This is a genomic window from Bradyrhizobium sp. SUTN9-2, assembly GCF_003122645.1.
Classification (GTDB): Bacteria; Pseudomonadota; Alphaproteobacteria; order Rhizobiales; family Xanthobacteraceae; genus Bradyrhizobium; species Bradyrhizobium yuanmingense.
This window is the reverse complement of sequence record NZ_LAXE01000001.1, coordinates 3,737,897-3,764,147: the sequence shown is the minus strand read 5'-3', so window position 1 is coordinate 3,764,147 and position 26,251 is coordinate 3,737,897. Positions and strand designations below refer to the sequence as shown.

The 26,251-nt window shown below is 65.5% G+C and carries 25 protein-coding genes; 15 read left to right on the top strand and 10 right to left on the bottom strand.

Annotation, left to right across the window (positions count from 1 at the left end; genetic code table 11):
- Positions 1-117 precede the first annotated feature (117 nt).
- Both XF30_RS17495 and XF30_RS17490 read left to right on the top strand, forming a co-directional pair.
- Positions 118-1,500: a sensor histidine kinase gene (locus tag XF30_RS17495; RefSeq protein ID WP_109145751.1), complete on the top strand. Its 1,383-nt coding sequence runs from the start codon at positions 118-120 to the stop codon at positions 1,498-1,500.
- Entirely contained in the window at positions 1,497-2,159 is a 663-nt protein-coding gene (locus XF30_RS17490) for a response regulator (RefSeq protein WP_109143394.1), read from the top strand. Before XF30_RS17495 ends, XF30_RS17490 begins: the two co-directional genes overlap by 4 nt.
- Positions 2,160-2,177: 18 nt before the next feature.
- Here the strand turns inward: XF30_RS17490 and XF30_RS17485 are convergent, their stop codons facing one another.
- Complete coding sequence (locus XF30_RS17485; protein ID WP_192893179.1) at positions 2,178-3,161, bottom strand: VOC family protein; 984 nt, start codon at positions 3,159-3,161, stop codon at positions 2,178-2,180.
- Between the two features lie 148 nt (positions 3,162-3,309).
- On the opposite strand from XF30_RS17485, the gene XF30_RS17480 reads away from it, so the two are divergent.
- The 4 genes from XF30_RS17480 to XF30_RS17465 all read left to right on the top strand — a co-directional run bounded on the left by XF30_RS17480 (position 3,310) and on the right by XF30_RS17465 (position 7,826).
- Entirely contained in the window at positions 3,310-4,101 is a 792-nt protein-coding gene (locus XF30_RS17480) for a DNA-binding transcriptional regulator (RefSeq protein ID WP_109143393.1), read from the top strand.
- Positions 4,102-4,173: 72 nt separating this feature from the next.
- The gene (mhpA, locus tag XF30_RS17475) at positions 4,174-5,697 is read left to right on the top strand and encodes a bifunctional 3-(3-hydroxy-phenyl)propionate/3-hydroxycinnamic acid hydroxylase MhpA (protein ID WP_109143392.1); all 1,524 of its coding nucleotides are present in this window, start codon (positions 4,174-4,176) and stop codon (positions 5,695-5,697) included.
- A 23-nt stretch (positions 5,698-5,720) separates the two neighbouring features.
- Positions 5,721-6,572 (top strand): fumarylacetoacetate hydrolase family protein, encoded by an 852-nt coding sequence (locus tag XF30_RS17470; RefSeq protein ID WP_109143391.1) that lies wholly within the window; start codon positions 5,721-5,723, stop codon positions 6,570-6,572.
- Between the two features lie 42 nt (positions 6,573-6,614).
- Entirely contained in the window at positions 6,615-7,826 is a 1,212-nt protein-coding gene (locus XF30_RS17465; protein WP_109143390.1) for an ABC transporter substrate-binding protein, read from the top strand.
- A 63-nt stretch (positions 7,827-7,889) separates the two neighbouring features.
- On the opposite strand, the gene XF30_RS17460 is transcribed toward XF30_RS17465, so the two are convergent.
- Positions 7,890-8,732: a hypothetical protein gene (locus XF30_RS17460; RefSeq protein WP_036013504.1), complete on the bottom strand. Its 843-nt coding sequence runs from the start codon at positions 8,730-8,732 to the stop codon at positions 7,890-7,892.
- Between the two features lie 216 nt (positions 8,733-8,948).
- Between XF30_RS17460 and XF30_RS17455 the strand changes: the two genes are divergently transcribed.
- From XF30_RS17455 to XF30_RS17440, 4 genes are read left to right on the top strand one after another with little or no spacing between them, the layout of a single operon-like run.
- Complete coding sequence (locus XF30_RS17455; RefSeq protein WP_109143389.1) at positions 8,949-9,836, top strand: IclR family transcriptional regulator; 888 nt, start codon at positions 8,949-8,951, stop codon at positions 9,834-9,836.
- Between the two features lies 1 nt (position 9,837).
- A complete protein-coding gene (locus XF30_RS17450) occupies positions 9,838-11,034 on the top strand; it encodes a CaiB/BaiF CoA transferase family protein (RefSeq protein ID WP_109143388.1) in 1,197 nt (398 codons plus the stop codon).
- Between the two features lie 52 nt (positions 11,035-11,086).
- Complete coding sequence (locus XF30_RS17445; RefSeq protein ID WP_036013495.1) at positions 11,087-12,073, top strand: Bug family tripartite tricarboxylate transporter substrate binding protein; 987 nt, start codon at positions 11,087-11,089, stop codon at positions 12,071-12,073.
- A 21-nt stretch (positions 12,074-12,094) separates the two neighbouring features.
- Positions 12,095-13,309: an ABC transporter substrate-binding protein gene (locus XF30_RS17440; protein WP_109143387.1), complete on the top strand. Its 1,215-nt coding sequence runs from the start codon at positions 12,095-12,097 to the stop codon at positions 13,307-13,309.
- A 17-nt stretch (positions 13,310-13,326) separates the two neighbouring features.
- Here the strand turns inward: XF30_RS17440 and XF30_RS17435 are convergent, their stop codons facing one another.
- Positions 13,327-13,593 carry a hypothetical protein gene (locus XF30_RS17435; RefSeq protein ID WP_081493004.1) on the bottom strand — a complete coding sequence of 89 codons (267 nt, stop codon included), beginning with the start codon at positions 13,591-13,593 and terminating at the stop codon, positions 13,327-13,329.
- A 129-nt stretch (positions 13,594-13,722) separates the two neighbouring features.
- Positions 13,723-14,220: a ferritin-like domain-containing protein gene (locus XF30_RS17430; protein WP_109145749.1), complete on the bottom strand. Its 498-nt coding sequence runs from the start codon at positions 14,218-14,220 to the stop codon at positions 13,723-13,725.
- A 478-nt stretch (positions 14,221-14,698) separates the two neighbouring features.
- On the opposite strand from XF30_RS17430, the gene XF30_RS17425 reads away from it, so the two are divergent.
- Entirely contained in the window at positions 14,699-15,586 is an 888-nt protein-coding gene (locus XF30_RS17425; protein WP_036013489.1) for a manganese catalase family protein, read from the top strand.
- A gap of 108 nt (positions 15,587-15,694) precedes the next feature.
- Here XF30_RS17425 and XF30_RS17420 read toward each other — a convergent pair whose 3' ends face one another.
- On the bottom strand, positions 15,695-16,186 hold the full coding sequence (locus XF30_RS17420) for an SRPBCC family protein (protein ID WP_109143386.1): 492 nt from the start codon (positions 16,184-16,186) through the stop codon (positions 15,695-15,697).
- Between the two features lie 2 nt (positions 16,187-16,188).
- On the bottom strand, positions 16,189-16,575 hold the full coding sequence (locus tag XF30_RS17415) for an ArsR/SmtB family transcription factor (RefSeq protein WP_036029077.1): 387 nt from the start codon (positions 16,573-16,575) through the stop codon (positions 16,189-16,191).
- A gap of 169 nt (positions 16,576-16,744) precedes the next feature.
- Here XF30_RS17415 and XF30_RS17410 point away from each other — a divergent pair, with 169 nt between their 5' ends.
- The gene (locus tag XF30_RS17410; protein ID WP_502696117.1) at positions 16,745-17,911 is read left to right on the top strand and encodes a serine hydrolase; all 1,167 of its coding nucleotides are present in this window, start codon (positions 16,745-16,747) and stop codon (positions 17,909-17,911) included.
- 9 nt (positions 17,912-17,920) lie between these two features.
- Here the strand turns inward: XF30_RS17410 and XF30_RS17405 are convergent, their stop codons facing one another.
- Positions 17,921-18,625 (bottom strand): SDR family oxidoreductase, encoded by a 705-nt coding sequence (locus tag XF30_RS17405; protein WP_036013481.1) that lies wholly within the window; start codon positions 18,623-18,625, stop codon positions 17,921-17,923.
- A 116-nt stretch (positions 18,626-18,741) separates the two neighbouring features.
- Between XF30_RS17405 and XF30_RS17400 the strand changes: the two genes are divergently transcribed.
- A complete protein-coding gene (locus XF30_RS17400; protein WP_109145748.1) occupies positions 18,742-19,584 on the top strand; it encodes a GNAT family N-acetyltransferase in 843 nt (280 codons plus the stop codon).
- A 1-nt stretch (position 19,585) separates the two neighbouring features.
- Here the strand turns inward: XF30_RS17400 and XF30_RS17395 are convergent, their stop codons facing one another.
- Together XF30_RS17395 and XF30_RS17385 are read right to left on the bottom strand one after the other, a co-directional pair.
- Complete coding sequence (locus XF30_RS17395; RefSeq protein WP_192893178.1) at positions 19,586-20,035, bottom strand: hypothetical protein; 450 nt, start codon at positions 20,033-20,035, stop codon at positions 19,586-19,588.
- Positions 20,036-21,183: 1,148 nt separating this feature from the next.
- Positions 21,184-21,756 carry a hypothetical protein gene (locus XF30_RS17385; protein ID WP_036011195.1) on the bottom strand — a complete coding sequence of 191 codons (573 nt, stop codon included), beginning with the start codon at positions 21,754-21,756 and terminating at the stop codon, positions 21,184-21,186.
- Between the two features lie 393 nt (positions 21,757-22,149).
- Between XF30_RS17385 and XF30_RS17380 the strand changes: the two genes are divergently transcribed.
- Positions 22,150-22,809: a peroxiredoxin gene (locus XF30_RS17380; RefSeq protein ID WP_036011192.1), complete on the top strand. Its 660-nt coding sequence runs from the start codon at positions 22,150-22,152 to the stop codon at positions 22,807-22,809.
- 122 nt (positions 22,810-22,931) lie between these two features.
- Here the strand turns inward: XF30_RS17380 and XF30_RS17375 are convergent, their stop codons facing one another.
- The gene (locus XF30_RS17375; RefSeq protein ID WP_036031599.1) at positions 22,932-24,662 is read right to left on the bottom strand and encodes a methyl-accepting chemotaxis protein; all 1,731 of its coding nucleotides are present in this window, start codon (positions 24,660-24,662) and stop codon (positions 22,932-22,934) included.
- Between the two features lie 158 nt (positions 24,663-24,820).
- On the opposite strand from XF30_RS17375, the gene XF30_RS17370 reads away from it, so the two are divergent.
- Positions 24,821-26,212, top strand: coding sequence for a cryptochrome/photolyase family protein (locus XF30_RS17370; RefSeq protein ID WP_244609100.1), 1,392 nt, complete (start codon positions 24,821-24,823; stop codon positions 26,210-26,212).
- The last annotated feature ends 39 nt before the right edge of the window (positions 26,213-26,251 follow it).

Sequence of the window (26,251 nt, the reverse complement as noted above, 5' to 3'; positions counted from 1 at the left end):
AGCAGCGCCGGGAAAATTTCACGACGTTGCACTGCGGCAAGTCGGGAACGCTTCCCGCCGCTGGCGTTCTGCCCTTTAATGAGGCGCGACAAGCCCGTTCGCGCCAGGTGCAAGCCGATGTGGAATCGCCCGAGATTCGATCTCAAGGTCCGTCTGACGCTGCGCGTGGCGGCGATATCGGCTGCCTGCTTCGCCGTGATATCGACCTATTTCCTCGTCACCGCCGATAGCGCCGCGCATGCGCGCATCGACGGGATCGCCGCCATCGTGGCCAAGACGCTCGAGCTGCAGCAAGGCAAGGTGCAATGGGGGGCGAGCCCCCGCTCGGACTTTCCGGACCTCGACCCGGTGTCGGCCCATGTGATGACGCCCGGCCTCTGCCTCGGCTTCCGCAGCGCGAGCGGCGACATGCTGCAGCGCTTTTGTAGCGGCGCGCCTGCCCCGGCGAGCCCGCCGCCGCAAGCCTTCTCCGCCTTCTATCGCAGCCTGTTCGACCCCGGCCGCGAGGCGGCGCGGCCCGTGATCGTGCGCGGAACCAAGCTCGGCGAGACCGTGGTCTCGATCGACCCAGCGGTGCAGACGGCGGAGGCCTGGCACGAGGCCGGCCGTCTGATGATCGCGCTTGCGATCGCGCTGCCGCTGCTCTGCACCCTTGTCTATGCCGCACTGGCCCGCGCCCTGCGGCCCACCCGCATGATCGGCAGCGGCCTCGAACGCATCGCCGCCGGCGACCTCTCCACGCGGTTGCCGCCGTTCGATCTCGCCGAGCTCTCCGCCATCCGCGACGTCTTCAACCATCTCGCGGAAAGCCTCGACACGGCGCTTGCCGAGCGCAACGAGCTGACGCGGAAGCTGATCGCGCTCCAGGACGAGGAACGCCGCCATCTCGCCCGCGAACTGCACGACGAATTCGGCCAGTCCCTCGCCGCGATCCGCGCGCTGGCCGCATCCGCCCGCCAGACTGCGGCGCAGGACTGTCCCGACCTGCTCGGCGAATGCGACAGCATTGCCCGCACCGCGACCGGCATGATGGAGACGCTGCGCGGTGCGCTGTTCCGGCTGCGGCCGCCCGATGTCGAGGAGCTCGGCCTGGTCGCCAGCCTCGAAGGCCTGGTCTCGGGGTGGAACGGCCGCAGCCGCGGCCAGCCGCGCTTCGATATCCGGTTCGACGGCGCCTTCGACAGCGTGCCCGCCTCTGTCAGTGCCAACCTGTACCGCATCGTGCAGGAGGCACTCACCAACGCGGCCAAGCATGCCGGTGCAACGAAGGTTAGCCTGCATCTGACCATGGCCGACAGCGAGATCGCGCTCGCGATCGAGGACGATGGCCGGCCGAACGAAGCTGCCGCTAAGTCCGGAATGGGCCTGCTAGGCATGCGCGAGCGCGTCGCCGCGCTTCGAGGCCGGCTCAGCTTTGAGACCGGCCCTCACGGCTCGGCGCTACGCGTCTTCATTCCGCTCGCGGCTACCGGGTCTGAGGCCCTGGAGCATGCGGCATGAGCGCAGCGGATGCAACCATCCTGCTGGTCGACGATCATTCCGTCGTCCGCGAGGGCTATCGCTCGGTGCTGCAGAAGCAGCCGGGCCTGCGCGTCGTCGCTGAGGCGGCCGACGGAGCGGAAGCCTATCGCCTCTACAAATCCGAGACGCCCGACCTCGTCATCATGGACCTCAGCATGCCCGGCATAGGCGGCATCGAGGCCGTCAGGCGGATCAGGCAGTGGGACAAGGCGGCACGGATTCTCGTTTTCACCATGCACGAGAACGCCGGATTTGCCGTGCAGGCGATCCGCGCCGGTGCACGGGGCTACGTCACCAAGACCAGCCCGCCCGAGACCTTGGTGCGCGCGGTCAAGGACGTGCTCGCCGGCAAGATTGCCATCAGCCCCGACATCGACCACGAGCTTGCGCTCAGCCGCATCAGTGGCGAGAGCTCCGCCGCCGACGTGCTGACGCCACGCGAGTTCGAGGTGCTGCGGTTGCTGCTCGCCGAGAACACGACGGAGGAGATCGCCGAGACGCTGCATGTCAGCCCGAAGACGGTGGCGAACCTGCACTCGCTGATCAAGGACAAGCTTGGCGTCGGCTCCGACATCGAGCTGGTCCGGCTGGCGCTGCGCCAGGGGATCTTGACGGAGGTTGATCTCGGCGAAGCCTGATCGCGGCGTCGCCGCAGATCACTCACGTGCGACCACCGAGTCCAGCCACGCGCAGTTGAGTGGCGGCACGCGCGGATCGGCGACGCGCACGCCGCGGGCAGCCGCATCCAGCCGCATCTCGCGCAATCGCGTGCGCTGCTCTTCGGGCATATGCAGCCGCTCGTGGCCCCACAGCGAGGGCCCATCAAAGGTCTCGTGCGGCTGCCAGGTCTCGGGATCGATGACGCGGCCGCCCCAGCCATATTCGATGAAGAAGCCGGACGGCGTATTCACGTAGAACGAGGTCATGTGGTCATTGGTGTGCCGGCCCAGCGTGTAGGCGATGCGTCCCTCGTCCATCTGCGCGAGGTCGTAGCCCTGCCCGACATCATCGAGGCAGCCGAGTTCGACCATGAAGTGATGCATCGCCTTTCGCCCCGAGCCGACCATCGCAAAGGAGTGGTGGCGGCCGTTGACGTGGAAGAAATAAAGCCCGTAAGGCTTCAGCCCGAAATCGGAGACGTGAAAGCCGAGCACGTCGCGATAGAACGGCAACAGCGGCTCGACGTCCTCCACATTGAGCACGACATGCCCCATGCCGAGCGCGCCGGTGCGGAAGCCCGAGATCGGGCGACCCGGCCTGAACGGCTCGCTCGCAAGCTCCGGCTTGCAAAAAGCCTCCAGCCGGTTGCCGGCGGGGTCAGTGAACGCGATCAGCTCGGCGACATGCCGCTCGTCAGCGAGTGCGCGCGAGCCCCTCGCCACCTTGACGCCATGGCTTTCGAGCCGTCCTGCCAGCTTATCCAGTTCGGCGGTCGAAGGAACCTCCCATCCCATCACCGCAAGGCCGGCATCGCTGCCGCCGTCGACGATCAGCCGCTGCTTGCGGTCGTCCATGCGAAAGGCCCGCATCTTGCCGCCGCGATCGACCTGCTGCATGCCGAGCAGCCCGGTCGCCATCCGGCTCCACTGATCGAGCTGGGATGAACTGATTCCGATATAGCCGAGCGCTGCGATTTCCATCGAATTCCTCCCGGAGGCATCGCGGTCGCCGTACTGCGGCGAGCTTGATACCGGCCGCGCGCGATCCTACGGTGGCGTTCCGCAATCGCCTCGCGTTCGCAGGCGACAATAAGCGCGCCGCGATGTGCCACAAGGGAGGAAATAGGAAGTGTCCAAGGAGCGGACGCGGAACGGCCAGCCTCGGCAGCCTGAGGGCGTCCGTGCCTTCAAGCGCGGGCTCGACGTGCTGCACGAGGTCAACCGCTCCGGCGGCATCCGCGCCGGCGACGTCGCCCGCGCGCTCGACCTGCCCCGACCCACCGTCTACCGCCTCCTCGAAACCCTGGAGGAGCTCGGCTATATCGCCCGCAGCGCCAGCGACGACCGATTTCGGGTCACCCGGCGTGCCCTAAGCCTCGGCGACGGCTACGATCCCGGCGTGGTGATCTGCCAGGCGGCGGCGCCTTATCTCGCCGATCTCAGCAAGAAGCTGGTCTGGCCGGTCGATCTCTCGACTTACGAGAACGCGGCGATGGTGGTGCAGGAGACCACCCACTCTCGCAGCCCGCTCTCGATCGACCGCGGCATGATCGGCAAGCGCCTGCCGATGCTGCGCACGTCTGCGGGCCGCGCCTATCTCGCCGCCTGCCCTGCGCGCGAACGCGATCTCATCATCAATCATCTCCGCCGCATCGATGAGGCCGACGACCGCCCCTTCCTCGACCAGGGCCGGCTCGACCGCATGATCGCCGAGACCGCGGCGCGAGGTTACGCCATCCGAACCGAGGGCGAATACAATCCCAAGACGGCTTCGATTGCCGTTGCCATCGTGCGGGACGGCGCCGTATTCGGCTGCATCTCGATCATCTGGATCCGCTCGGCGCTGGGGATCGAGGAAGCGGTCGCGCAGTTTGCGAGCCAGCTGCTGGAAACGGCGTCGGCCATTCCTGTTGCGGAATAGAGGCCGTCCGCTGGGCGGACACTTGCCGCGCCGGCGTTGATGCGCCGGCCCTGCTTGGGGAAGAGATACCCCATGCAAGATAAATCCACCCCGGAAGAGTTTGACGTCGTGATCGTCGGCCGCGGGCCGGTGGGCGCCACGCTCGCCAACCTGCTCGGCCTGTGCGGCGTGCGGACTCTGGTGCTGGAGCGCGAGGCGCGGACCTATCATCTGCCGCGCGCGGTGCATTTCGACGATGAATGCATGCGCGTGTTCCAGACCATCGGGCTTGCCGAGGCGATCCTGCCGCACGTCATTCTCAGTCCCGGCATGCTGTTTCTCGATGCAGCCGGCCGCATGCTGCTGGACTGGTCCCGTCCGCAAACGCTGACGCCGATGGGCTGGCATCTCAGCTACCGCTTCCACCAGCCGGATCTGGAGGACGCGTTGATCGGTGGCCTCGCCCGCTGGCCACACGTCACCTTGCGCAACCGCTGCGAGGTGTTCGCGCTCGATCAGGACGAGCACGGCGTGCGCGTCCGCTGCGAAGACCTCTCCAACGGGAGGCTCAGCGAGGTCCGCGCCGGTTACGTGATCGGCTGCGACGGCGCCCGCTCGCTGGTGCGCCGCTTCATCGGTTCTGGCATGGACGACCTCGGCTTCCACGAGCGCTGGCTCGTGATCGACGTCCTGCTCAAGCGCGTGCGCGACGACCTCGGTGATTACAGCCTTCAGCACTGCGATCCCAGCCGGCCCGCGACTTACGTGCGCGGCACCGGCACGCGGCGCCGCTGGGAGATCACGGTTCTCCCGGACGAGGATTCGCAGGACGTTGCGCAACCCGCGAAGGTCTGGGAGCTGCTGTCGCGCTGGATCACGCCCGCCGATGCCGAGATCGAGCGCGCCGCGGTCTACACGTTCCATTCGGTCATCGCGCAGCAATGGCGGAACGGGCGATTGCTGCTCGCGGGCGATTCTGCGCACCAGACCCCGCCGTTCCTCGGCCAAGGCATGTGCGCCGGCATTCGCGATGCCGCCAACCTCGCCTGGAAGCTGGCGAGCGTGATCCGCGAAGGCGCCGCGCCCGATCTGCTCGACACCTATCAGAGCGAACGGCTGCCGCATGTGCGCGCGTTCATCGAGCTCGCCATTCGCCTCGGCGGTGTCATCAACACCAAGGCGATCGAGGCCGGCCTTGCTGCCGGCGAAGCGCGCGAGAACGCGCCGGTCAAGCTGGACGTGAAGAAGCCCCTGCTCGGCCCCGGACTAGTGTTCGGCGACCTGCCGCTCGCCGGACATCTCGCGCCGCAGTTCACGTTGACCGACGCCAGCCGCAGCGATGACCGGACCGGCTACAACCACGTGCTGCTCGTCGAGACGGCGGCGGCACTCTCATCGCGTCTCGCGCTGTCGCAGGCAGGGATCAAGATCCTGACCAGCGACGATGCCAACGGCCTTGGGCCCTGGCTGCGCGAGCACGGCATCATCGCCGCACTCGTTCGTCCCGACCGTTACATCCGCGGCTCCCCCCGCAACGAGGCCGAGCTCGACCGCCTCATCGCCGCCATCGCGCCTCCAACCCAAATTCCTTCAGTCCAAGCGCCCTCCGCGGCCTGACCGAACCCTCTCAAGGACATTTCATGAAGCTGCTCTCATTCAGTGTGGACGGACGCCCCACCTTCGGCGCCGTCAAGGACAATGGTGTCGTCGATCTCGGCGCGCGGATGGCGGGGTGCGCTACGCTGCGGCAGCTGTTCGAAATCGGTCGGCTCGCCGAGGCGGCAAGGCTGGCCGCCTCCGCGGCCCCTGATCATCCGCTCGACAAGATCAACTTCGCGCCCGTGATTCCCGGTCCCGGCAAGATCATCTGCGTCGGCCTCAACTATCGCGATCACGTCGCCGAAACCGGCCGCACCGTCACCGAAAAGCCGGCGCTGTTTGCGCGCTTCGCCTGTAGCCAGGTTGGCCATCTCCAGCCCATCGTCAAACCTGGGGTAAGCGACAACTTCGACTACGAAGGCGAGCTCGCGCTCGTCATCGGCACGGCGGGCCGTCACATTCCCCCCGGCCGCGCGCTTGATCACGTCGCCGGCTATTCCTGCTACAACGAGGGCAGCATCCGCGACTGGCAGCGCCACACCAGCCAATTCCTCGCCGGCAAGACCTTTGCCGAGAGCGGCAGTTTCGGTCCGTGGCTGGTGACGACCGACGAGATTCCGGATCCGTCAAAGCTCACCTTGCAGACAAGGCTGAACGGCAATGTCGTGCAGGACACCACGACGGATCTCCTGATCACCGCCATCCCCGAGCTGATCGCCTACATCTCCACCATCTGCCCGCTCGTGCCCGGCGACGTCATCGTCACGGGCACGCCGGGCGGTGTCGGCGCCAAGCGCACGCCGCCGCTGTGGATGCGCCCCGGCGACACCGTCGAGGTCGAGATTTCCGGCATCGGCACCTTGCGCAACTCGGTGATCGCCGAACAGGCCTGACCGTCAACACCGATCAATCAACGATAACATCAAGGAAACGCCATGGGCACGACCCGCACCACCTCCGTCGCCACCCTCCTGATCGCACTTGCGCTCGCGCCCCTCCCCGCGCGGGCCGTGATCAAGGGCGAGGCCATCCGCATCGGCGTCCTCACGGACATGAACGGCGTGTTCGCGACCGCCATGGGTCCGGGCTCGGTCGAAGCGGCGCGAATGGCCGCCGAGGAGTTCGGCGGCAAGATCAACGGCAAGCCGATCGAGATCTTGCAGGCCGATCACCAGAACAAGCCGGATCTCGCCGCATCGCTGGCGCGAAAATGGTTCAGCGACGGCGTCCAGGCCGTCGCCGATGGCGGCAGCTCCGGCGCAGCGCTGGCGGTGCAGGAGCTGGTGCGCGGCAACGGCAAGATATTCCTCATCTCCGGCGCCGGCGCGAACCAGCTGACCGATGAAGCGTGCGCGCCAACCAGCGTGCAATGGACCCAGGACGCCTATTCCACCGCGACCGCCGTGGTCTCCGGCATCATGCAGACCAGCAAGGAGCCCTGGTTCTTCATCACCGGCGACTACGCCTTCGGCCATTCGATCGAAGTAACCGCACGCGAGCGCATCGCCGCACTCGGCGGCAAGGTCGCCGGCAGCGTCAAGGCGCAGCTCGGCACGCCCGATTACAGCTCATTCCTGCTCCAGGCGCAGTCGTCGGGCGCCAAGATCCTGGCCATCAACGTTGCCGGCGACAACGCGACCGCGATCAAGCAGGCCGAGGAGTTCGGCCTCGCCAGCCAAGGCATGAAGATCGTGCCGATGTCGTTCCAGAACGTCGACATCGAGGCGGTTGGGCTCAAAGCGACGCGCGGTGATCTCATCGTCACCTCCTTCTTCGAGGATGTCTCGCCGGCAGCCCGGAAATTCTCCGATGCCTTCTATGCTCGCCGCAAGGCGATGCCCTCGCAGATTCAGGCCGGCGTCTATTCCGCCGTGCGCCACTATCTGCAGGCCGTGAAGGACACCGGTTCCGATGAGGGCGCCGTCGTGATGGCCAAAATGAAGGCGACGCCGGTGTCGGACGCCTACACCCCCAACGGCCGCATCCGCGAGGACCAACGCATGGTGCACGATCTCTATCTGGTGCAGGTCAAGACACCGGAGGAATCCAAGGGTCCGTGGGACTTCGTCAAGCTGGTCGCGACGATCCCGCCCGACCAGGCCTTCCGCCCGCTCGATCGCAGCAAATGCAGCCTGGTCGGCAAGTGAAGCCCTTTGAAGCGAAGTGGATACCGCTTCGCTTCAGAGAACGCGCAAGTTGGAATCTGACCGTCAGGCGAGATAGCGCGTCAGATAGCCTTCCATCGCGTAGAGCGCGCAGAGCGCGAGGCTCGACCACACCGCCGCGCTGAAATACAGGAACATCCAGGTCAGCTCGCCCTTCCAGTGCGCGATGTCGTGGGTCACCACCCAGCGCGTCGAGACGTCATGCAGCCCTTCGAGGAAGCCGAGGAATGTGTTGCCCTCTTCATGCCCTGCCCGCCAGCGGCTGAGATACATCGGCACGTCGACTGTGATGAGGAAGGCAAGGAAGCAGGCGATGCCGACGATGCCTGACATCAGCGCCCAGCGCACTACGCCCTGGAATTCCGGCATCAGACGGCATAGCGCGATGCCGGCCAGGAAGAAGGTCACAGCCCACAGCGAATTCTCGATCGCGTTGTAGAGGAAGTTGGTCGTCACCACCGCGTACCAGGAGAAGCATTCCGCGATGATGATGATCGGCACGATCACGAGCGCGATGTTCACCGCGGTCTCCGCGCCCGTCATCTTGCCGAGCTGATGCAGGATGATGGCCCATTGCGCGGCGAAGCAGAGCTCGGCCACCGTCGCCACCGTCCGGCCGACGGCGACGCTGGAGAGCCAGGTGTCGAACAGGCAGATGCGCTGCACGTCGGCGCGCGGCAGCACCGAACGGAAGGCGCAGCCGAACACATAGCCGGCGCACAGCAGGAACATCAGCCCGATGTCCGAGCCGCCACCGAGGCTGGCCGAAGGCGTCGGATAGAACTCACGATAGAGCATGAACCAGACGAGGATATTGGCGCTGCTCACAAGCGTGAGGGATCCCCACCACCACGCTAGGGGATTTGACCGCGCCTGCCACTGCAACATGAACCGCTCCGCAAAAATTATCGATCTGACACGTCGTCGTAATAATCCTGTCACAGAACGACAGGCAATCACGACAAAAATCTGTGTGCCCGGTCGTTCCAGCGGTGCTCGGAAGGCGCAAGAAGCGCTGCGAGCCGAGTGTCCACATATCGGACAATTTTCTCATGGATGGCGAATCTATTGGACATTCGAAATCCGTCCGTCTGATATTCCGGGATGGCTCCGACTGACTCACCCAAGCCGCAGCGCCCGCTCTCCTCTGCCGCAGCCGTGCTGGCCGAGAGCGCCGATGACGCCGCTTTCGCCACCACTCTGGCCAAGGGGCTCGTCGTGCTCGAGGCGTTCAAGGCCGGGAGCACGCTGCTGGGCAACATGGAGCTGTCGACGCTGACCGGCATCCCGCGCCCGACGGTGGCGAGGCTGACCCATACCTTGGCCGAGCTCGGCTATCTCCGCTACGACGCCGAGCGGTCGAAGTACCGCGTCGGTGCACGGGCGCTGCGGATGGCGCATCCCCTGCTCGCTGGAATGCAATTCCGCCAGGTTGCGCGGCCGATGATGCAGGAGCTGGCGCACAGCGTCCGCGGCACGGTGTCGATCGGCCTGCTCGATGCGACGTCGATGATCTATGTCGAGACCGCGCGCTCCGGCGATGTCGGCCCGCACGTGCCCGACATCGGCATGCCCATTCCCGTCGTGATAACCGCCATGGGCCGCGCCGCGGCGGCGACCTTGCCGCCGGCCGATGCAGACCGGCTGGAACGCAATCTCGCCGCCGAGGATGCCGGATTGTGGTCGGCGCTCCGCGACAAATACCGCGCCGGCATCGCGCAATGCAAAAGCCGCGGCTTCTGCACCTGCTGGGGCGAGTACATGGCCTCGATCCATGCCGTCGCCGCGCCGCTGTTTCATATCGGCGAAGCGAAACAATCATTCTCGATCAATTGCGGCATCCCCGCCTTCCGGCTGCAGCCCGGGCAGCTCGAGGGCGAAATCGGTCCGCGCATCGCGGCGCTCGCCGATAGCATCCGGGCCATCGTCGGGCAGGCCGAGCTCAAGCCGCCGCCGCGCAAAACCAAGAAAATCACAAGCGCCGGAACATGATATGGCTGGACCGCTCGAAGGATTGAAGGTTCTCGACATCGCGACGATCATCGCCGCGCCGTTCGCCGCCACGCTGCTGGCCGACTACGGCGCGGACGTGCTCAAGATCGAGATGCCCGGGCACGGCGACGGCGTGCGGTCGTTTCCGCCGTTCAAGAACGGCAAGCCGCTGTGGTGGAAGGCCGCCAACCGCAACAAGAAGTTTGCCACGCTCGATCTGCGCACGCCGGAAGGGCTTGCGCTGTTCAAGCAGCTGCTTCCACGCTTCGACGTGCTGATCGAGAATTTTCGTCCGGGAACGCTGGATCGCTGGGGGATTCCCAAGGAGGTGCTGTGGTCGATCCAGCCGCGTCTCGTGATTCTGCGGGCCACCGCCTTCGGGCAGGATGGTCCCTATCGGGAGCGCCCCGGCTTCGCCCGCATCTTCGAGGCCATGGGCGGACTGACTTACATCACCGGCGAGAGCGACGGCGAACCGACCCATCCCGGATACCCGATCGGGGATTCGATCGGCGGCCTGTTCGGCGCCGTCGGCGTGCTGGCAGCGCTGTGGAAGCGGGCGCGCGACCCGGATGCGCCGGGCGAGGAGATCGATCTCGCGCTGACCGAAGCCACCTTCCGCCTGCTCGACGTCCTCGCCATCGAGCACGACCAGCTCGGCACCGTTCGCAGCCGCATCGGCAACGCCAATGGTTATTCAGCACCGGCCGCGGTGTTTCGCACCCGCGACGGTCACTGGGTCACGCTCGCAGGTTCGACCAACGCGCTCTTTGCAGCGAACTGCCGGGCGATCGGCCGCCCCGATCTGATCGCGGATCCGCGCTTTGCCGGTAATGAGCAGCGCGTCAAGCACGCCGTCGAACTCAACGACATCTTCGCGGCCTGGTGCGCCGCGCATCCCCTCGACGAGGTCCTCGCGAGATTCAATGCCGCGCAGGGAACGCTCGCCCCGATCTATTCGATCGACCAGATCGCCGACGACCCGCAGGTGAAGGCGCGCGAGGTGATCACGCGCGTTGCCGACCGGGATTTCGGCACGGTCGCCATGACCAATGTCGTGCCGCGTTTCACCGTCGATCCCGCGCGCCTGCGCCATGCCGCGGGCGACGTCGGCCAGGACAATGACGAGGTCTACCGGGATTGGCTCGGGCTCTCGGACGCCAGGATCGAGCAGCTCACCCAACGAAAGGTGATCTGAGGTCGTAAGAGCGGCAGATAAAAGAGAAACAAATACAGGGAGGAAGACAACAGTGGCATCGTTCAAGGTGACGCGGCGAGCTCTGCTGGGCACGATCGCGGGCGGGCTCGCGGCCGGCTCAGGCATGAGGGCACATGCCGAGGACGCCTGGCCCTCGCGCATGGTCCGTCTGATCTCGCCTTACGGGCCCGGCGGGTCCAACGACATCTCGCTGCGTCTGCTCGCCGAAGAGTTCGGCCGCAGCCTGCGTCAGCAGTTTATTGTCGAGAACAAGCCGGGCGCCGGCACGCGCATCGCCAACGACATGGTCGCCCATGCGCCGGGCGACGGCTACACCATCCTCTATGTCGCGGCGCCCTACGCCACCGCCGAGGCGCTGTTCGGCAAGCTGACCTATGAGCGCAAGGATCTGGCGCCGGTGGCGATGGTGGTGATCGCGCCGCTGTTCCTCATCATCAGCGCCGACGCGCCGTTCAAGACGCTTCCCGACCTGATCGCCTACGGCAAATCTAAGCCCGACGGCCTCACCTTCGCCTCCCCAGGCGCCGGCTCGCAGCCGCATCTTGCCGGAGAGCTCCTGTTCCGCGACGCGGGCGTCAAGGGTTTGAACATCCCGTTCCGGGGCGATGCGGCCTCCTACACCGAGCTGCTCGCCGGACGCGTCGACGCCACACTGACCGCGCTGCCGACGGCCTTGCCCTACATCCAGAGCGGCAAGTTCACCGTGCTCGGCGTCGCCTCGGCCGAGCGCAGCGCGCTGTATCCGCAGGCACCGACGCTGCGCGAGCAGGGCTTTCCCAATGTGGCTGCGGCCGGCTGGTACGGCTTCATGGTGCCGTCCACGACGCCGCGCGCCATCGTGGACAAATTCCAGGCCGAGGTTCTGCGGGCGCTCGCCGAGCCTGCGATCAAGGACAAGCTGACCGCGCAGGGCCTCGAAGTGCGCCCAGGCACCGCCGCCGAGTTCAGCAAGTTCATCGACGCCGAAACGCAGAAATGGACCAAGCTGATCCGCGACGCCGGCCTCAAGGGCGAATGAGGATTGCTGGAGGAAACCGACATGAAAAACGTCGTCACCAAATTCATCGCAGCCTCCGCCCTTCTCCTCTCGGTCGCGGCAGCGCAGGCACAAAAGAAATACGATCCCGGCGCGTCCGACACCGCGATCAAGGTGGGCCAGACCGTGCCGCTCAGCGGCCCGGCCTCGGCCTACGCGGTGATCGGCAAGACCCAGGCCGCCTATCTGAGGATGATCAACGACCAGGGCGGCGTGAACGGCCGCAAGGTCGAGCTGATCCAGTATGACGATGCCTATTCGCCGCCGAAGACGGTGGAGCAGGTCCGCAAGCTCGTCGAAAGCGACGAAGTGCTTTTGACCTTCCAGATCATCGGCACCGCCCCGAACGTCGCCGTTCAGAAATATCTCAACGCCAAGAAGATCCCGCAGCTCTTCGCCGCCACCGGCGCCGCACGCTTCACCGATCCAAAGAACTTCCCCTGGACCATGGGCTTCAACCCCTCTTACCTCGTCGAGGGCCGGATCTATGCGCAATACCTCCTGAAGAACCATCCGAACGCCAAAATCGGCGTGCTCTACCAGAACGACGATCTCGGCAAGGATTATCTCGCCGGCCTCAAGACGGGCCTCGGCAACAAGGCGAGCATGGTCGTCGCCGAGACCTCCTACGAGATCAACGAGCCGACGATCGACTCGCAGATCCTGCGGTTGAAGGATGCGGGCGCCGACGTGCTGTTCAGCGCGACCACGCCGAAGCAGGCCGCGCAGGCCATCAAGAAGGTCGCCGAGATCGGCTGGAAGGCGCTGCACATCATCGACATCAACGCCTCCTCGCTCAGCGCCGTGCTCAAGCCCGCCGGGCTCGACAATTCCAAGGGCATCATCAGCGTCGGATACGTCAAGGATGCCGCGGATCCCGAATGGAAGGACGACCCGGGCATGAAGCGCTACCTCGCCTTCATGGCCAAGTACTATCCTGAGGGCGACAAGGATTCGAACCTGAACGTCTACGGCTACATCACCGCGCAGCTCCTGGTGCAAGTGCTGAAGCAATGCGGCGACGATCTGACCCGCGAGAACGTGATGCGACAGGCGGCCAACCTCAAGAACGTCGAGCTCGACCTGACGCTCCCGGGGATCTCGGTCACGACCACGCCGACGGACTATCGCCTCAACAAGCAGTTCCAGATGGTGCAGTTCGACGGCCAGCGCTGGCAGAAGCTCGGCGACATCGTCACGGACGAAGCCAGGGAGTGAACCCGCTTCGCCGGCGCTCAACGCCTTTCGGCGTAACGGCCGCCGCCACGGATGAGATCGTCGCGTTCCGCGGCATGGCGCTGGTATTCGGAGATCGCGCGGTTGGCCATGCGGATCCGATTCGTGTGTCCCTCCTCGACCATCACGGTGATGCGCTGCGCCAGGAACACGCAGGCGTCGAATTCGTCGCTGATGGCGCCCGTTCGCGTAAGAAAGTCCCAGGCGATCTCGTAGGCCTGCTCCGCCGCCGGATTGCGGTAATCGCTGAAGATGATGTGCGTCATCACTGCCAAAGCCTGATCGCAGCGATCGTTCCTAGGCTCACGCGCAGATGGCAGGGAACCCGGCGGCGCGAAAAAACCACCGGCCGCGGGGCGCGCCGGTGGTTCGCTGTCAGCGAGGAACGCGAAGAACTACGCGGCCTGGCGCTGCTGCGTGAGGTACTCCATGGTGACCTTCTCGACATTGGAATCGATCCAGGCCGCCATGCGCTGCTCCTCCTTCAATGACGTCTCGAGCGGCTCCTTCGCCTCCGGCATGCCGGCCGCGCCGCACAGCGCGAGCAGCGACTTGTAGGCGGCGATCTCGAAATTCTCGAAGGCGTTGTTCGCGAAAGTGTTCTTCAGAATCTCGTCGCCGGCAACCGAATGCGCCATGGCCATCATGTTGGCCATCACCGACTGCGCCGTATCCTTCAGGCTCGACGTGCTCTCGCCACAGGCTTCCAGGCACTTTTCGAGGCGACGCAGCTGCTCATTGGTCTCCTGAAGGTGCGCCGTGATCTTCGCCTTGACCTCGGGATATTCGTCCAGCCGCTCCGACTGGCGCTCCATCAACTCTCGCGCCTGCACTTCCATCGCATGCGCATTGGCTAGTCCCACCACGAACGTATCGCGGGCTGCATTGGCCATTTTCCTGTTCTCCATTTGACTGGCGTCGTTCGCGCAACCGGGAAGCACGGGCGATTGTTCCTAACACGGCCGCGCTGATTGCCGCAGGAGAGACCATGTCTTCATCGCCTGTTCCGGCCGAAGGACCCAGCGCTAACCTGCGATAGCCAAACGCAAACGTGGTCTTCGACCGCGGGAACGCCGGCTGCGCCCCGCCGTTCACAGCAGCGCGTGGTCACAGCTCGAAGTTGCGCCCTCACCCAAACGACAATGACCATCTGATGTCGCGGTGCTGGTCGACGCGAGCATCGCCGGATCGTTCGACGAGGTCGCCGTGCCTTCCTATCGACGCGCATAGGAACGGTCGCGGGGGCCGCGTCCGTTTCGGCTCTGCGGTCGGCGAGTTTGGAAGCGATCTGAACTGCGATTGCAGATGATTAGGAACGCAACCCCACGGGCTTCATTGCGCCAATACCGACAGAACAAAAAGGAGTTGCGCATGTACTATTTCGACAAGCGACTGCAATACCCGGTCAGGGTCGAGAAGCCCGATCCGATCTTCGCCCGCCAGCTGCAGCAGGCGATCGGCGGCGTGGAGGGCGAGATCCGCGTCTGCCTGCAATATTTCTTCCAGGCCTGGGGCGCGCGCGGTCCGGCCAAATATCGCGACGTGTTGCTCAACACCGCAACCGAGGAGATCAGCCACATCGAGATGCTTTCGACCGCGGTCGCCCTGAACCTGGAAAATGCACCGGCGACGATGCAGGAGAGCAGCATGCAGGGCAATCCGATCGTCGGCGCGGTGATGTCCGGCGGCGAGCGGCCGCGACACGTGATCGAGGGTATGCTGCATCGGCATATCCTGTCGACGGGCATGGCGGCCTTCCCGGCCAACGCCGACGGCGTCCCGTTCGATTGTTCGCACATCTACGCCAGCGGCAATCTCGCCGCCGATATGTATTGCAACGTGGCCGCCGAAGCCACCGGCCGAACGCTGGCGGTGCGCCTCTTCAACTCCACGAGCGATCCGGGCATGCAGGACATGCTCAGCTACCTGATCGCGCGCGACACCATGCATCAACAGCAATGGCTCGCCGTGATCGAGGAGCTGGGCGGAGATGCCGCGCTGCCGATTCCGAACAGCTTCGACCGGAGCAAGGAAGCGACCGAGTTCAGCTACATGTTCATGGGTACCGAGCGCAGCGGAGCGCCGCTCGAGCCAGGCCGCTACAACCAAGGTCCGTCGCTCGACGGCCGCGGCGAATTCAGCTTCCGCCCCGCCTTCGAGCCGCTCGGCGATGAGCCCGTGCTTGGACCCGCACGTCCCGACAGCGCCGCGCAAGTGGAGCAGATGCAGGAGCCGCCGGTCACCAACGCGCTGACCTGACCTGTACAAGGCAAGCCGCCATTTCGACGGCGGCTTGATCAGAATGCGTTCGCGCACGCCGTCATTCCCGGCTCGCCATCTCAGGGCCCGGGAATGGCGGGACTGCCTTCACCGCTTCATGCCCGCCACATAGGCCGCGAGCTTGTCGAGCGTCTGGTAGCCGTATTCGACGGCGCCGAAGCCGATCATGCCATCGCGCTGCTCGGTGCTCGAGGCCAGCTGCCGCATCATCAGCACGGTCTTGCCGTTGCTCTGCTCGGCAAAGGTGACGGTGAAGCGGAACATGCGGGGATCGTCATCCTGGTCGGTACCGTGATCCATCTCCATCAGCGAGGGCCGCTCGATGCGGCGGAAGCGCATCCGGTTCGGATAGACCGTACCGTCGGGCCCGATCATGTTGAAGCGCCAGACGCCGCCGACGCGCACGTCGATCTCGAAGGTCTCGACCTTGAAGCCGTTCGGGCCGAACCATTGCGGCAGATGCTTCGGGTCGGACCATGCCTCGAACACCAGATCGCGCGGCGCGTCGATCACGCGCGACATCACGATCTCGCGGTCGAGCGACCATTGCGACAGAGCGGGGTTGGCAAAATCAGTCATTGTCAGGAACCTTTCCGTTCGGTTGTGCGGGACGGCCGCTTGGCGGCCGCCCTTTCCTTCTCTTTCTTGAGCTTCATCACATAGGCCTCGAACCGGTCGAGCCGCGCTTCCCAGACCGCGCGCTGCTGCTGGAACCAATCCTCGGCGCCGACCAGCGCATCCGCGCTGAGACGGCAGGTGCGCACGCGTCCCGATTTCTCGGACTGAACGAGCCCGCTCGTCTCCAGCACATGGATGTGCTTCATGAAGCTCGGCAGCGCCATGTCGAAGGGACCGGCGAGCTCGCCGACCGACGCCTCGCCCGCGCACAGCCGCATCACGATCGCCCGCCGCGTCGGATCGGCGAGCGCGGCGAAGATCTGGTCGAGGTTGGATAATTGGTTAGCCATGAAGCTAACTATACACGCAGGATCGCGGACGTCAACAATTGTTAGCCGAACGGCTCAGTTTTGTGATCTGGATTGGCGGGAACCCACAACGCGCAATCGTGAGTTGGGACCTCGCGCCCTCCTCACTAAAACCATCCCGGGGGCGCATCAGCATGATCGATCAGAGCACGTGGCGCCCGTTATCATCTCATCCCCGATCACCCGGCGAGTCTTCGCCCAGGCCGCGTCCATTGCGATGGCGATGGCGCTTTGCCAGCGCCGCGCCTCGGCCGATTCCGACATGATTGCGCAAATGCGCGACATCGTCGCCGGCGCGCTGGCGCCGACCGCGACGGCGGACCATGCGGGCGGCCTCGCCGCAGCGCTCTATGCCGGCCGCCATGTCGAGTTCTTCAGCTACGGGTTCGCCGACGATGCGACCGGACGGAAGGTGACGCCCGACACGCTGTTCAACCTCGCCTCGTTGCGAAAGCCGTTCGAGGCCACGCTCGTGGCGCTCGGCGTGCTGCGCGGCGAGCTGCGGCTCGACGATCGTCTGCCGAAATACCTGCCCGAGCTGAGCGGCAACTACATCCGCAACGTCACTGTGGGCCAGTTGGCGACGCACACGTCGGGCCTGCTGCTGCCGACCGACCATCCGCCCTGGCCGAACGAAGAGTTTACGCGCGAGCAGTTCATCGCCCTGCTGAACGCCTTCACGCCGGCACCCGGCATCGCACCTGGCCGGCAACGCGTCTACACCCATGCCGGCTATGTGCTGCTTCAGCTCGTGCTCGAGCGTTGCTACGGCAAGCCGATCCATGCGCTGATCCAGCACCGCATTCTCCGCCCCCTCGCCATGGGCTCCACCTTCCTCCCCGAGCGCGGTCCGGACCATCGCGCCGTCATGGACGCGGCGGCGATGCAGCGCGTGGTCCAGGGCTATTCCGACCAGGGCATGGCGATCGGGCCGATCGGCAACCAGCAGAGCTACTTCGATTTTCCCGGCACGGGCCAGATGTTCGCCTCCGCCCGCGACCTTGCCGCCTTCGCGGCCGCCTGCGTCGACGGCCGCGCGATCGACCCGCATTTGCGCGAGGCGTTGCGGCTGACGCAGCGCGAGGCCTTCCGCGTCGACGAAAGATTCGGACAGGGCCTGGCCTGGGAGACCGTGCGCGTTCCAGGCGTCACCATCGTCGACAAGCCCGGCGGACTCAACAACGCCTCCGGCTATATCGGCCTGGTGCCGGCGCGGCGGATCGGCATCGTCCTGCTGGCCAATCGCGGCGAGTATCCGCACGAGATCGCCCGCTACAAGATCCTGCCGGAGCTGGCGCGGCTCATCGCCTCACATTGAGGCCGCCGCTCAGACCGAGCGCATCAGCCCGCCGTCGACGCGGATGTTCTGGCCGGTGATGTAGGCGGCGCCGTCGGAGGCCAGGAACGAGATTGTCGCCGCGACCTCTTCGACCTTGCCGTAGCGCTTCATCGGCACGCTGTCGCGCCGCGCGTCCTGTTGCGGCAGGCTGTCGATCCAGCCCGGCAGCACGTTGTTCATGCGGACATTGTCGGCCGCGTAAGCGTCGGTGAAGATCTTGGTGAAGGCGGCGAGCCCTGCGCGGAACACCGCCGAGGTCGGGAACATCGCGCTGGGCTCGAACGCCCAGGCGGTCGAGATGTTGATGATGGCGCCGCCCTTCTGCGCCTGCATCAGCGGCGTCACCAGCCGGGTCGGACGGATCACGTTCAAGAGATAAGTGTCGAGGCCGGTGTGCCACTGCTCGTCCGTGATCTCGGTAATGGGGGCACGCGGCCCGTGCCCGGCGCTGTTGACGAGAACGTCGATCCGTCCCCACTTCGCCATCGCAGCCTCGACGAGGCGCTTCAGGTCGTCGTTCGACTGGTTCGAGCCGGTAACGCCGAGCCCGCCGAGCTCGGCCGCCAGCGCCTCGCCCTTGCCCGAGGACGACAGGATCGCGACGCCAAACCCGTCCGCCGCCAGCCGCCGCGCAGCCCCCGCCCCCATGCCGCTGCCGCCGGCGGTGACGAGCGCAACCTTCTCTACTGCCATGATCCGATGATCCCTTTAGTTGAGGCGAGCTGCAGGCTCGGCCTATCATGAGGCCTTCTACAGCCAGACGCGTCGGCAGGTCCATGGCCGAAGACATCCATCATGAGGCGCTTGAAATGAGTGATCTGCAGATCCGCAATTTGCGCCCCGACGAAATCGCCCTCGCCGTCGACTGGGCCGCTGCAGAGGGCTGGAATCCGGGGCTGGCGGATGCCGCCTGCTTCGCGATCCCCGATGCCCGAGGCTTCTTCGTCGGCGAGATCGACGGCGAGCCGGTCGCGACCGTCTCCTGCGTCAATTACGACGACCGCTTCGCCTTCCTTGGCTTCTACATCGTGCGCGAGCGCTTTCGCGGCGCGGGCCATGGCCTGCGCATCTGGAATGCCGCGATCGCGCATGCAGGCGCGCGCGTGATCGGCCTCGACGGCGTCGTGGCGCAGCAGGAGAATTACAAGAAGTCGGGTTTCCAGCTCGCTTACGCCAATATCCGCTATGGCGGCACCGTTGCGGAATCCGTCAAGCCGTCTGCCGATGTCGTGGCGCTCGACAAGGTCCCGTTTGCGCTGGTGGACGCCGATGACGCCCGTGTATTCCCCGCCGCGCGCAGCGCCTTCCTGCGCGTCTGGATCAACACGCGAGGTCATGTCGGCCGCGCGTTGCTGCGCGAGGGCAGGCTCGCTGCATGGGGTGTGATCCGGCCCTGCCGGACGGGCTACAAGATCGGCCCGCTCGTCGCCGACGACCGCGACGCCGCGGATCAAGTCGTGCAGGCGCTGCTCGGAAGCGCGGGCGCCGGCGAGGTCTTCCTCGACGTCCCCGCCGTCAATCCCGTCGCGATCGCGCTCGCCGAGGAGCTCGGCCTCGAGCCGGTGTTCGAGACGGCGCGGATGTATACGGGGCCGATCGCGCCGCTGCGCATCGACCGCGTCTTCGGCGTCACCAGCTTCGAACTCGGCTAGCTCAATAGCAGCGCATGATGTTGACGGTGTGCTCGCTGCCGCCACGGCCGGGCACCGTCACCTGCTCCGTCGGGCAGCTCGGCACGTAGGGCCGATTGGACGGCACGACGTTCGGCGGATAGCGATGCGTCCAGTCCCAGGGCACATCATAGGTGTAGGTGTAGCGCACATCGGCGGAGAGCGATTGGTTCACATCGGCGAAGGGCTGGCTGTAGCCGGCGCCGTCGTAGAAGTAGCTGCCGCCGCCCGGCCAATAGACCCAGGGAGCGCTGCGGCGGTGGAACCTGGCGCCCGGCCCGATCGCCGGACGTGCCGCAGCCGGCGGCGCGGCGGCAGTTGCGACGCTTGACGCAGTGGCGCCGGCGGGTCCGGCAAGACTGTCACTGGAGCTGAACAGCAGCGCAGCTGCGCTGAGCGAGGCGAACAACGCCCCATATGATCTGGCAATCATGATACGCACCACACTCGTTTGGCTTCGCGATAGCGGCTCCCCGAAAGGAGGCTAGGCCGGGCTGTCGCCCACCCGCAAACGTATAATTAATTATTGGTTAAGGCACGCGAATTACCGGAACCGGGGTGCGGCAGAACGCCCGGAATTCCCTTCTCCTTTCAATGGCTTCGTGCGTCAATGGCCCTGCAGCTTGCGCAGCCAGTCGAGCACACCGCTCCCGTATTCGTGTCGCCGATCTAGAGACCGAACTCTGTCCGGCCGCGACGAAGCCGGCGCAAGCCCTCGCACCAAATCCGCGGGCGCAGACCATGCTGGATTGAATGTTGCGACCACCAACCCTTGCGTGGCCCGACGGGCAAAACACGCGAGCGCTAGGTCAACGCACGCGGCCGAAATAATCCACTTTACCGAAATTCGGAAATAACGTATGTGTCGCGCAACCCAGCCCAAGGAAGAGGGGCGTATCGCGATCGTCACGAACGCGGGCCGGGGGGCGGTGGACGCTGATGGCGTTGGCGCGAAAGGGTTTGCAGGGCGGAGAGCCGTGAGCAAAGACCTCGCGCATACGACCGGTGTCATCGGCGTACGGCAAAATCGTGTGGTCCTGGCGCCCGGGGTCTGTGCGCCAAGTCTTGCGGTGATGTGGTTGCCCGACCGGGCAAGCGCATCAGCCATCCGCGGGGCGACGGGGGCAATAGTGCATCGCTCCCCGGGGAGAGCACGACATAAGCCGTAAAGCCACTGCGCAGGGAAGGCCGGATGTTTGGCTTCACCTGTATGCCGCTGTGCAAATTCTTCGTTGCCACCTTTCGCACAGTGGACCGTGGGTGCCCGGCCGGCACCCGGTCTTCCCTGCGCCCTCTTTCAATTGAGGGTGAGCGAGAAGCAAAGCTCGGGCGAAATGAGCCGCGAGGATGCGGAAGCGTGTCCGCGAGCGAAATGCGAATTGAAGAACGGCGCTGCCCACCACACACTCCGTCATTGCGAGCGCAGCGAAGCAATCCAGAAATGTATCCGCGGAAAGATTCTGGATTGCTTCGCTGCGCTCGCAATGACGCTGTTGAGACAGCGGTGTCACAATACGGTAGTCTCGTGCCCCGGACGCAAGCGTGACACGAGCTGTGAGCCGCGACCGCGGCCCATTTGCCTTACATCCCGATGTCGAACACGTTCGGCAATTGGCCCGCCAGAGGCAGTGCGGTGGCGCCGAGGAAGGTCGCCACCATCGCCATCAGGCGACGGTTGTTCTGGCGCTTGCCACGCATCTGGCCGGCGATCCACTCCAGCATCTCGCTGTTGACCTTGGAGGCATAGGACGGCGCCCAGCTCTCGATCTCGGTGTCGGCCGACAGCGCGACGCTGCGCGGCGGCACCTTCAGGCCCGAGGCGCTCGCGGCATAATGGGCGACCGCCTTGGCAAGCAGGTCGTCGAACCGGCCGCCATCGGTGCGCTCCGTCGCGGCCTCGTTGATCTCGAACAGAACTTCGGCCTCGGCGCGGCTGACCGGCTGGTCGTTGACGGCGGTGGCGGTGAGGATGCGCACGCACCAGGCGGTGTCATCGGCGTCGAGCGAGCGGGAGAAATGCACCCGTCCCTTGGTGGTCGGGCCTTCGCCCGTGATCACGCCGTCCCGCACGACGGAAAGGGCATGAGCTGCAGTATCGCGGCAGGACGGCACGAGGGACGACGGCTCGGTGGGCTTAGGCGCAGCGGCGGACATAGTTCACTTCCAGACTTCTTCTGATCGACCAGCATTTCCATGCCGGCGTAAAGGGGTGGTTAACGATTCGATACGGGGATCGCGACTTTTCTAGATGGTTGCCAATTGGTCGCTATCAGGACCAATCTGGTTCTAGAACGCGCCGGGCGAGCGTGATGAAAGTCATAAAAGGCATTATCGGGGCGAGCGAGACCGTGTGACCCCGGGTGGAGCTGTTTCGCCGCAGCTGCCGCTGTAACAATAAGTTGCTAGAAAATCGGCTCTTCAAAGAAGGAATTCACATTTTACTTGAGCCGGTTCAGTTGGCGTTCACTTAGGCCGGCGAAGCCCCTATAATGGATGTGACGGCCGGAGACGAATTCTCGATTAGATTCAATGAGATGAGGTAAGATCATGACACTTCCGATCGGCGCCACCGCCCCTGACTTCGAAGCCGAAACCACCGAAGGGAAGATCAAATTCCACGACTGGATCGGCAACAGCTGGGCCCTCTTGTTCTCACACCCGAAGGATTTCACGCCGGTTTGCACCACCGAACTCGGCGCCCTCGCCAAGCTGAAGCCGGAATTCGACAAGCGCGGGGTCAAGCTGATGGGCCTCTCGGTCGATCCGGTCGACCGTCATGCCAAATGGTCGGAAGACATCATGGAGACCCAAGGCGCCGCGCCGAACTACCCGATGATCGGCGACACCGATTTCAACGTCTCCAAGCTCTACGGCATGCTGCCAGCCTCGACCTCTGGCGATCCCCTCACCCGCACGCCGGCCGACAACCAAACCGTCCGCAACGTCTTCATCATCGGCCCGGACAAGAAGATCAAGCTGGTGCTGGTCTATCCGATGACGACGGGCCGGAACTTCCAGGAGATCCTGCGCGTCATCGACTCGCTCCAGCTCACCGCCAAGCATCGCGTCGCCACCCCGGCCGACTGGTCGCAGGGCGACGACGTCATCATCGCGGGCTCGGTCTCCAACGACGAGGCCAAGACGATCTATCCGCAGGGCTGGAAGGAGCCGAAGCCCTACATCCGCATCGTCCCGCAGCCCAGATGACTTTTGGCGGTCGCGGATAGCGGCCCCAAAAAGTCATCCCGGGGCGATGCGTCAGCATCGAACCCGAGATCTCGAGATCCCGGGGCTGGTCCTTCGGACCATCCCGGGATGATGACCCAGAATCACGCCGCGTGCACGCGGTCGAGGAAGCTCTCGACCTCGGCCTTCAGATGCAGGCTCTCGCCCGACAGCGCCTGGGCGGAAGCAAACATCCGGCTCGACGTTTCGCCCGTCTCGCTGGCGCCCTTGGCGGCGTGACGGACATTGACCGCGACATCGGCCGTGCCTGACACCGCGGCGCGCACGCTGGCCACGATGTTGTGCGTCGCGCTTTTCTGTTGCTCGACCGCCGCCGAGATCGAGCCTGCGATGCCGCTGATGCGCTCGATGGTCTGGCTGATCGCCTTGATGGCTGCGACCGATTCCTCGGTCGCAAGCTGCATGCTCTCGATCTGGTTCGAGATCTCGTCGGTCGCCTTCGCGGTCTGGCCGGCGAGCGTCTTGACCTCCTGAGCCACCACCGCGAAGCCGCGGCCGGCATCGCCCGCGCGTGCAGCCTCGATGGTCGCATTCAGCGCCAGCAGATTGGTCTGCTCGGCGATCGAGGTGATCAGCTTGACGACGTCGCCGATGCGCGAGCCGGCCTCCGAGAGCTGCGCGATGCGCTGGTCCGTCGCTTCGGCCTGCCGCACCGCCTCGGCGGAGATCTCGTTCGATTCCTGCACCCGGCGGGTGATCTCGGAGATGGATTGAGACAGCTCGTCGGAAGCGGACGCCGCCGAACGCACATGCTCGGAGGCGCTTTCGGAAGCTCCCGCCGACTGCGCCGACAGATCTGCCGTGGAGCGCGCGGCGTCGGTGAGTTGTCGCGCGGCGCGCTCGAACTCGCCGGACGATGCCAGCACTTTGTCGAGAATGCCGCCGACGCTGCCGCGGAACCCCTCGACGAAGTTGCGCAGCTCGGCCTTGCGCTGCTCGGCTGCGGCAGCGGTTGCCGCTGCCTGCTCAGTGCGCAGGCGCGCCCGCTCCTGCGAGTTGCTCTTGAACACCGCGACCGTGCGGGCGATTTCGCCGATCTCGTCGGCACGGTCCTCGCATTCGATCGCGACGTCGCTCTGACCGTTGGCAAGCGCGGTGAGCGAATGCGTCACCGAGGTCAGCGGCCGGGTGATGCGCCGGACGACCAGCAGGGTCAGGACCAGCACCAGAAGCGCGGCAAGCCCGGCAGCGGCCGCCATGCTCTCCATCGCCTGGGACAGCATGCCCTCGAACTGCACCATGGGGATGCCGACATAGAGAATGCCGGCGACCTTGCCGGTGCCATCGGCGATCGGGAAATAGGCGGTCATGAACGTCTTGCCGAACAGCGTGGCCGGCCCCTTATAGGCCTCGCCACGGCGCAGCGGGGCCTGCCCCGGATGATCGGCGGCCAGCTGGGTCCCGACGGCGCGGTCGCCGTTTTCCTTTTTCACGTTGGTCGAGCGGCGGATGAACTGTCCGCTCGCCGCGTCGAACACGAACAGGGTCGCGTTGCCGCCGACATAGGACACCGCCCGGTCGACGATGGCGTGATCCCTGAAGTCGGGCATTTTGGGGATCTCGGCGCGGACCACCGCGCCGTCTCGGATCGTGATCTTGGCTTCGGGAACGGTCTCCGCAAAGGCCAGCCCCAGCGTGCGCAGATTGACCTCGATGTCGCGCAGGGCGCGGTCAGTGAAGGCGGATGTCAGTGACCAATAGCCGGCGCCGACCACGAGCGCCGTGTTCATTGCGATCAGCAGCACCGCGCACAGGACCGCTTTGGTGCCGAGCTTGAACCGCGGCAGGAACTTCGCCGTTAGAAGATTGGACATGGATGGAATGACCCCCGTAATTCCTGCATATTGGTGCAATTGACTTACAGCCGCATTAACGACGGTTCCCACCGCCCCGCGCGGCATGGTTTCCAATTGGTAAACGAGGCCTTGCCCTGACCCCGCCCGTCATCGTTTGGTTTCGCGACGATCTCCGCCTGTCCGACCACCCCGCCCTCCACGCCGCCGCCACGTCCGGAGCGCCGGTGCTTTGCCTCTACGTACTGGACGAGGCGGCGGGGCGAGCGCCGGGCGGCGCGGCACGCTGGTGGCTGGCGCAGTCGCTGCCGGCGCTCGGAGCCGAGATCGCCGCGCGCGGCGGCTCGCTTGTCCTGCGCAGAGGATCGGCGGCCAAGGTGATCCCTGAGGTGGTGCGACAGAGCGGTGCCCGCGCCGTCTACTGGAACGAGATCGCGCAGGCGCCTCATCAGGCGGTTGAGCGACAGCTCCAAGCGGCCCTTGCGAAGCTCGGCATGCACGCGCAAAGCTTTCCGGGCGACTTGCTGGTCCCGCCCGCGGCGATCCGCACCAAGGACGGCCGGGGCCTGCGCGTGTTCACCCCGTTCTGGCGCCGCGTACTGGCCCTCGGCGACCCGCCAAAGCCCCTGCCCGCGCCGAAGCAGCTGCGCCCTGCACCGAGCATCGCGAGCGATGGACTGGAGAGCTGGAAGCTCGAGCCGACCACGCCCGATTGGGCGGGCGGCCTGCGCGAGGCATGGAGCCCCGGTGCCGCCTCTGCCCATCTGCGCCTGCGCGACTTCCTCAAGCACACTGTTCGAATGTATGTGGGCGACCGCGACCGTCCGGACCGAGACGGGACCTCACGGCTGTCGCCGCATCTGCGCTTCGGCGAGATCAGCCCGCGTCAGTTCTGGCACGCCGCCCGGTTTGCCGCGGCGGAAGATCCGGCACGCGGGCAAGGCGTCGAAAAATTGTTGAGCGAGCTCGGCTGGCGCGAATTCTGCCGCCACCTCCTCCACGATCACCCCAACCTTGCCGCCGAAAACCTGCAGACGAACTTCGATGGCTTCCCTTGGCAGCCCGACAAAGAAGCGCTCACCGCCTGGCAGCGCGGGCGCACCGGATACCCCATCGTCGATGCCGGCCTGCGCGAGCTCTGGCACACCGGCGTGATGCACAACCGGGTGCGGATGGTGGTGGCCTCCTTCCTGGTCAAGCACCTCCTGATCGACTGGCGCGAGGGGGAGGCCTGGTTCTGGGACACGCTGGTCGACGCGGACGCCGGCAGCAATCCTGCCAACTGGCAATGGGTCGCCGGCTGCGGCGCGGACGCTGCGCCCTATTTCCGCGTGTTCAATCCGCAGCTCCAGGGCGAGAAGTTCGATCCTGATGGAGCTTATGTTCGACGCTGGGTTCCGGAGCTGAAGGCCCTGCCCGCCAAGCTGATCCACCGGCCCTGGCAGGCAACGCCGATCGAGCTTGCGAGCGCGGGCATCACGATCGGCAAGACCTATCCGCAACCGATCGTCGATCATGCCAGGGCACGCGAACGCGCGCTCGCCGCCTACGCAAAGATCCGCAAAGGTTGAGCGTCGCTTTGACACAATTTCGAAACCCGCTATCGTCAT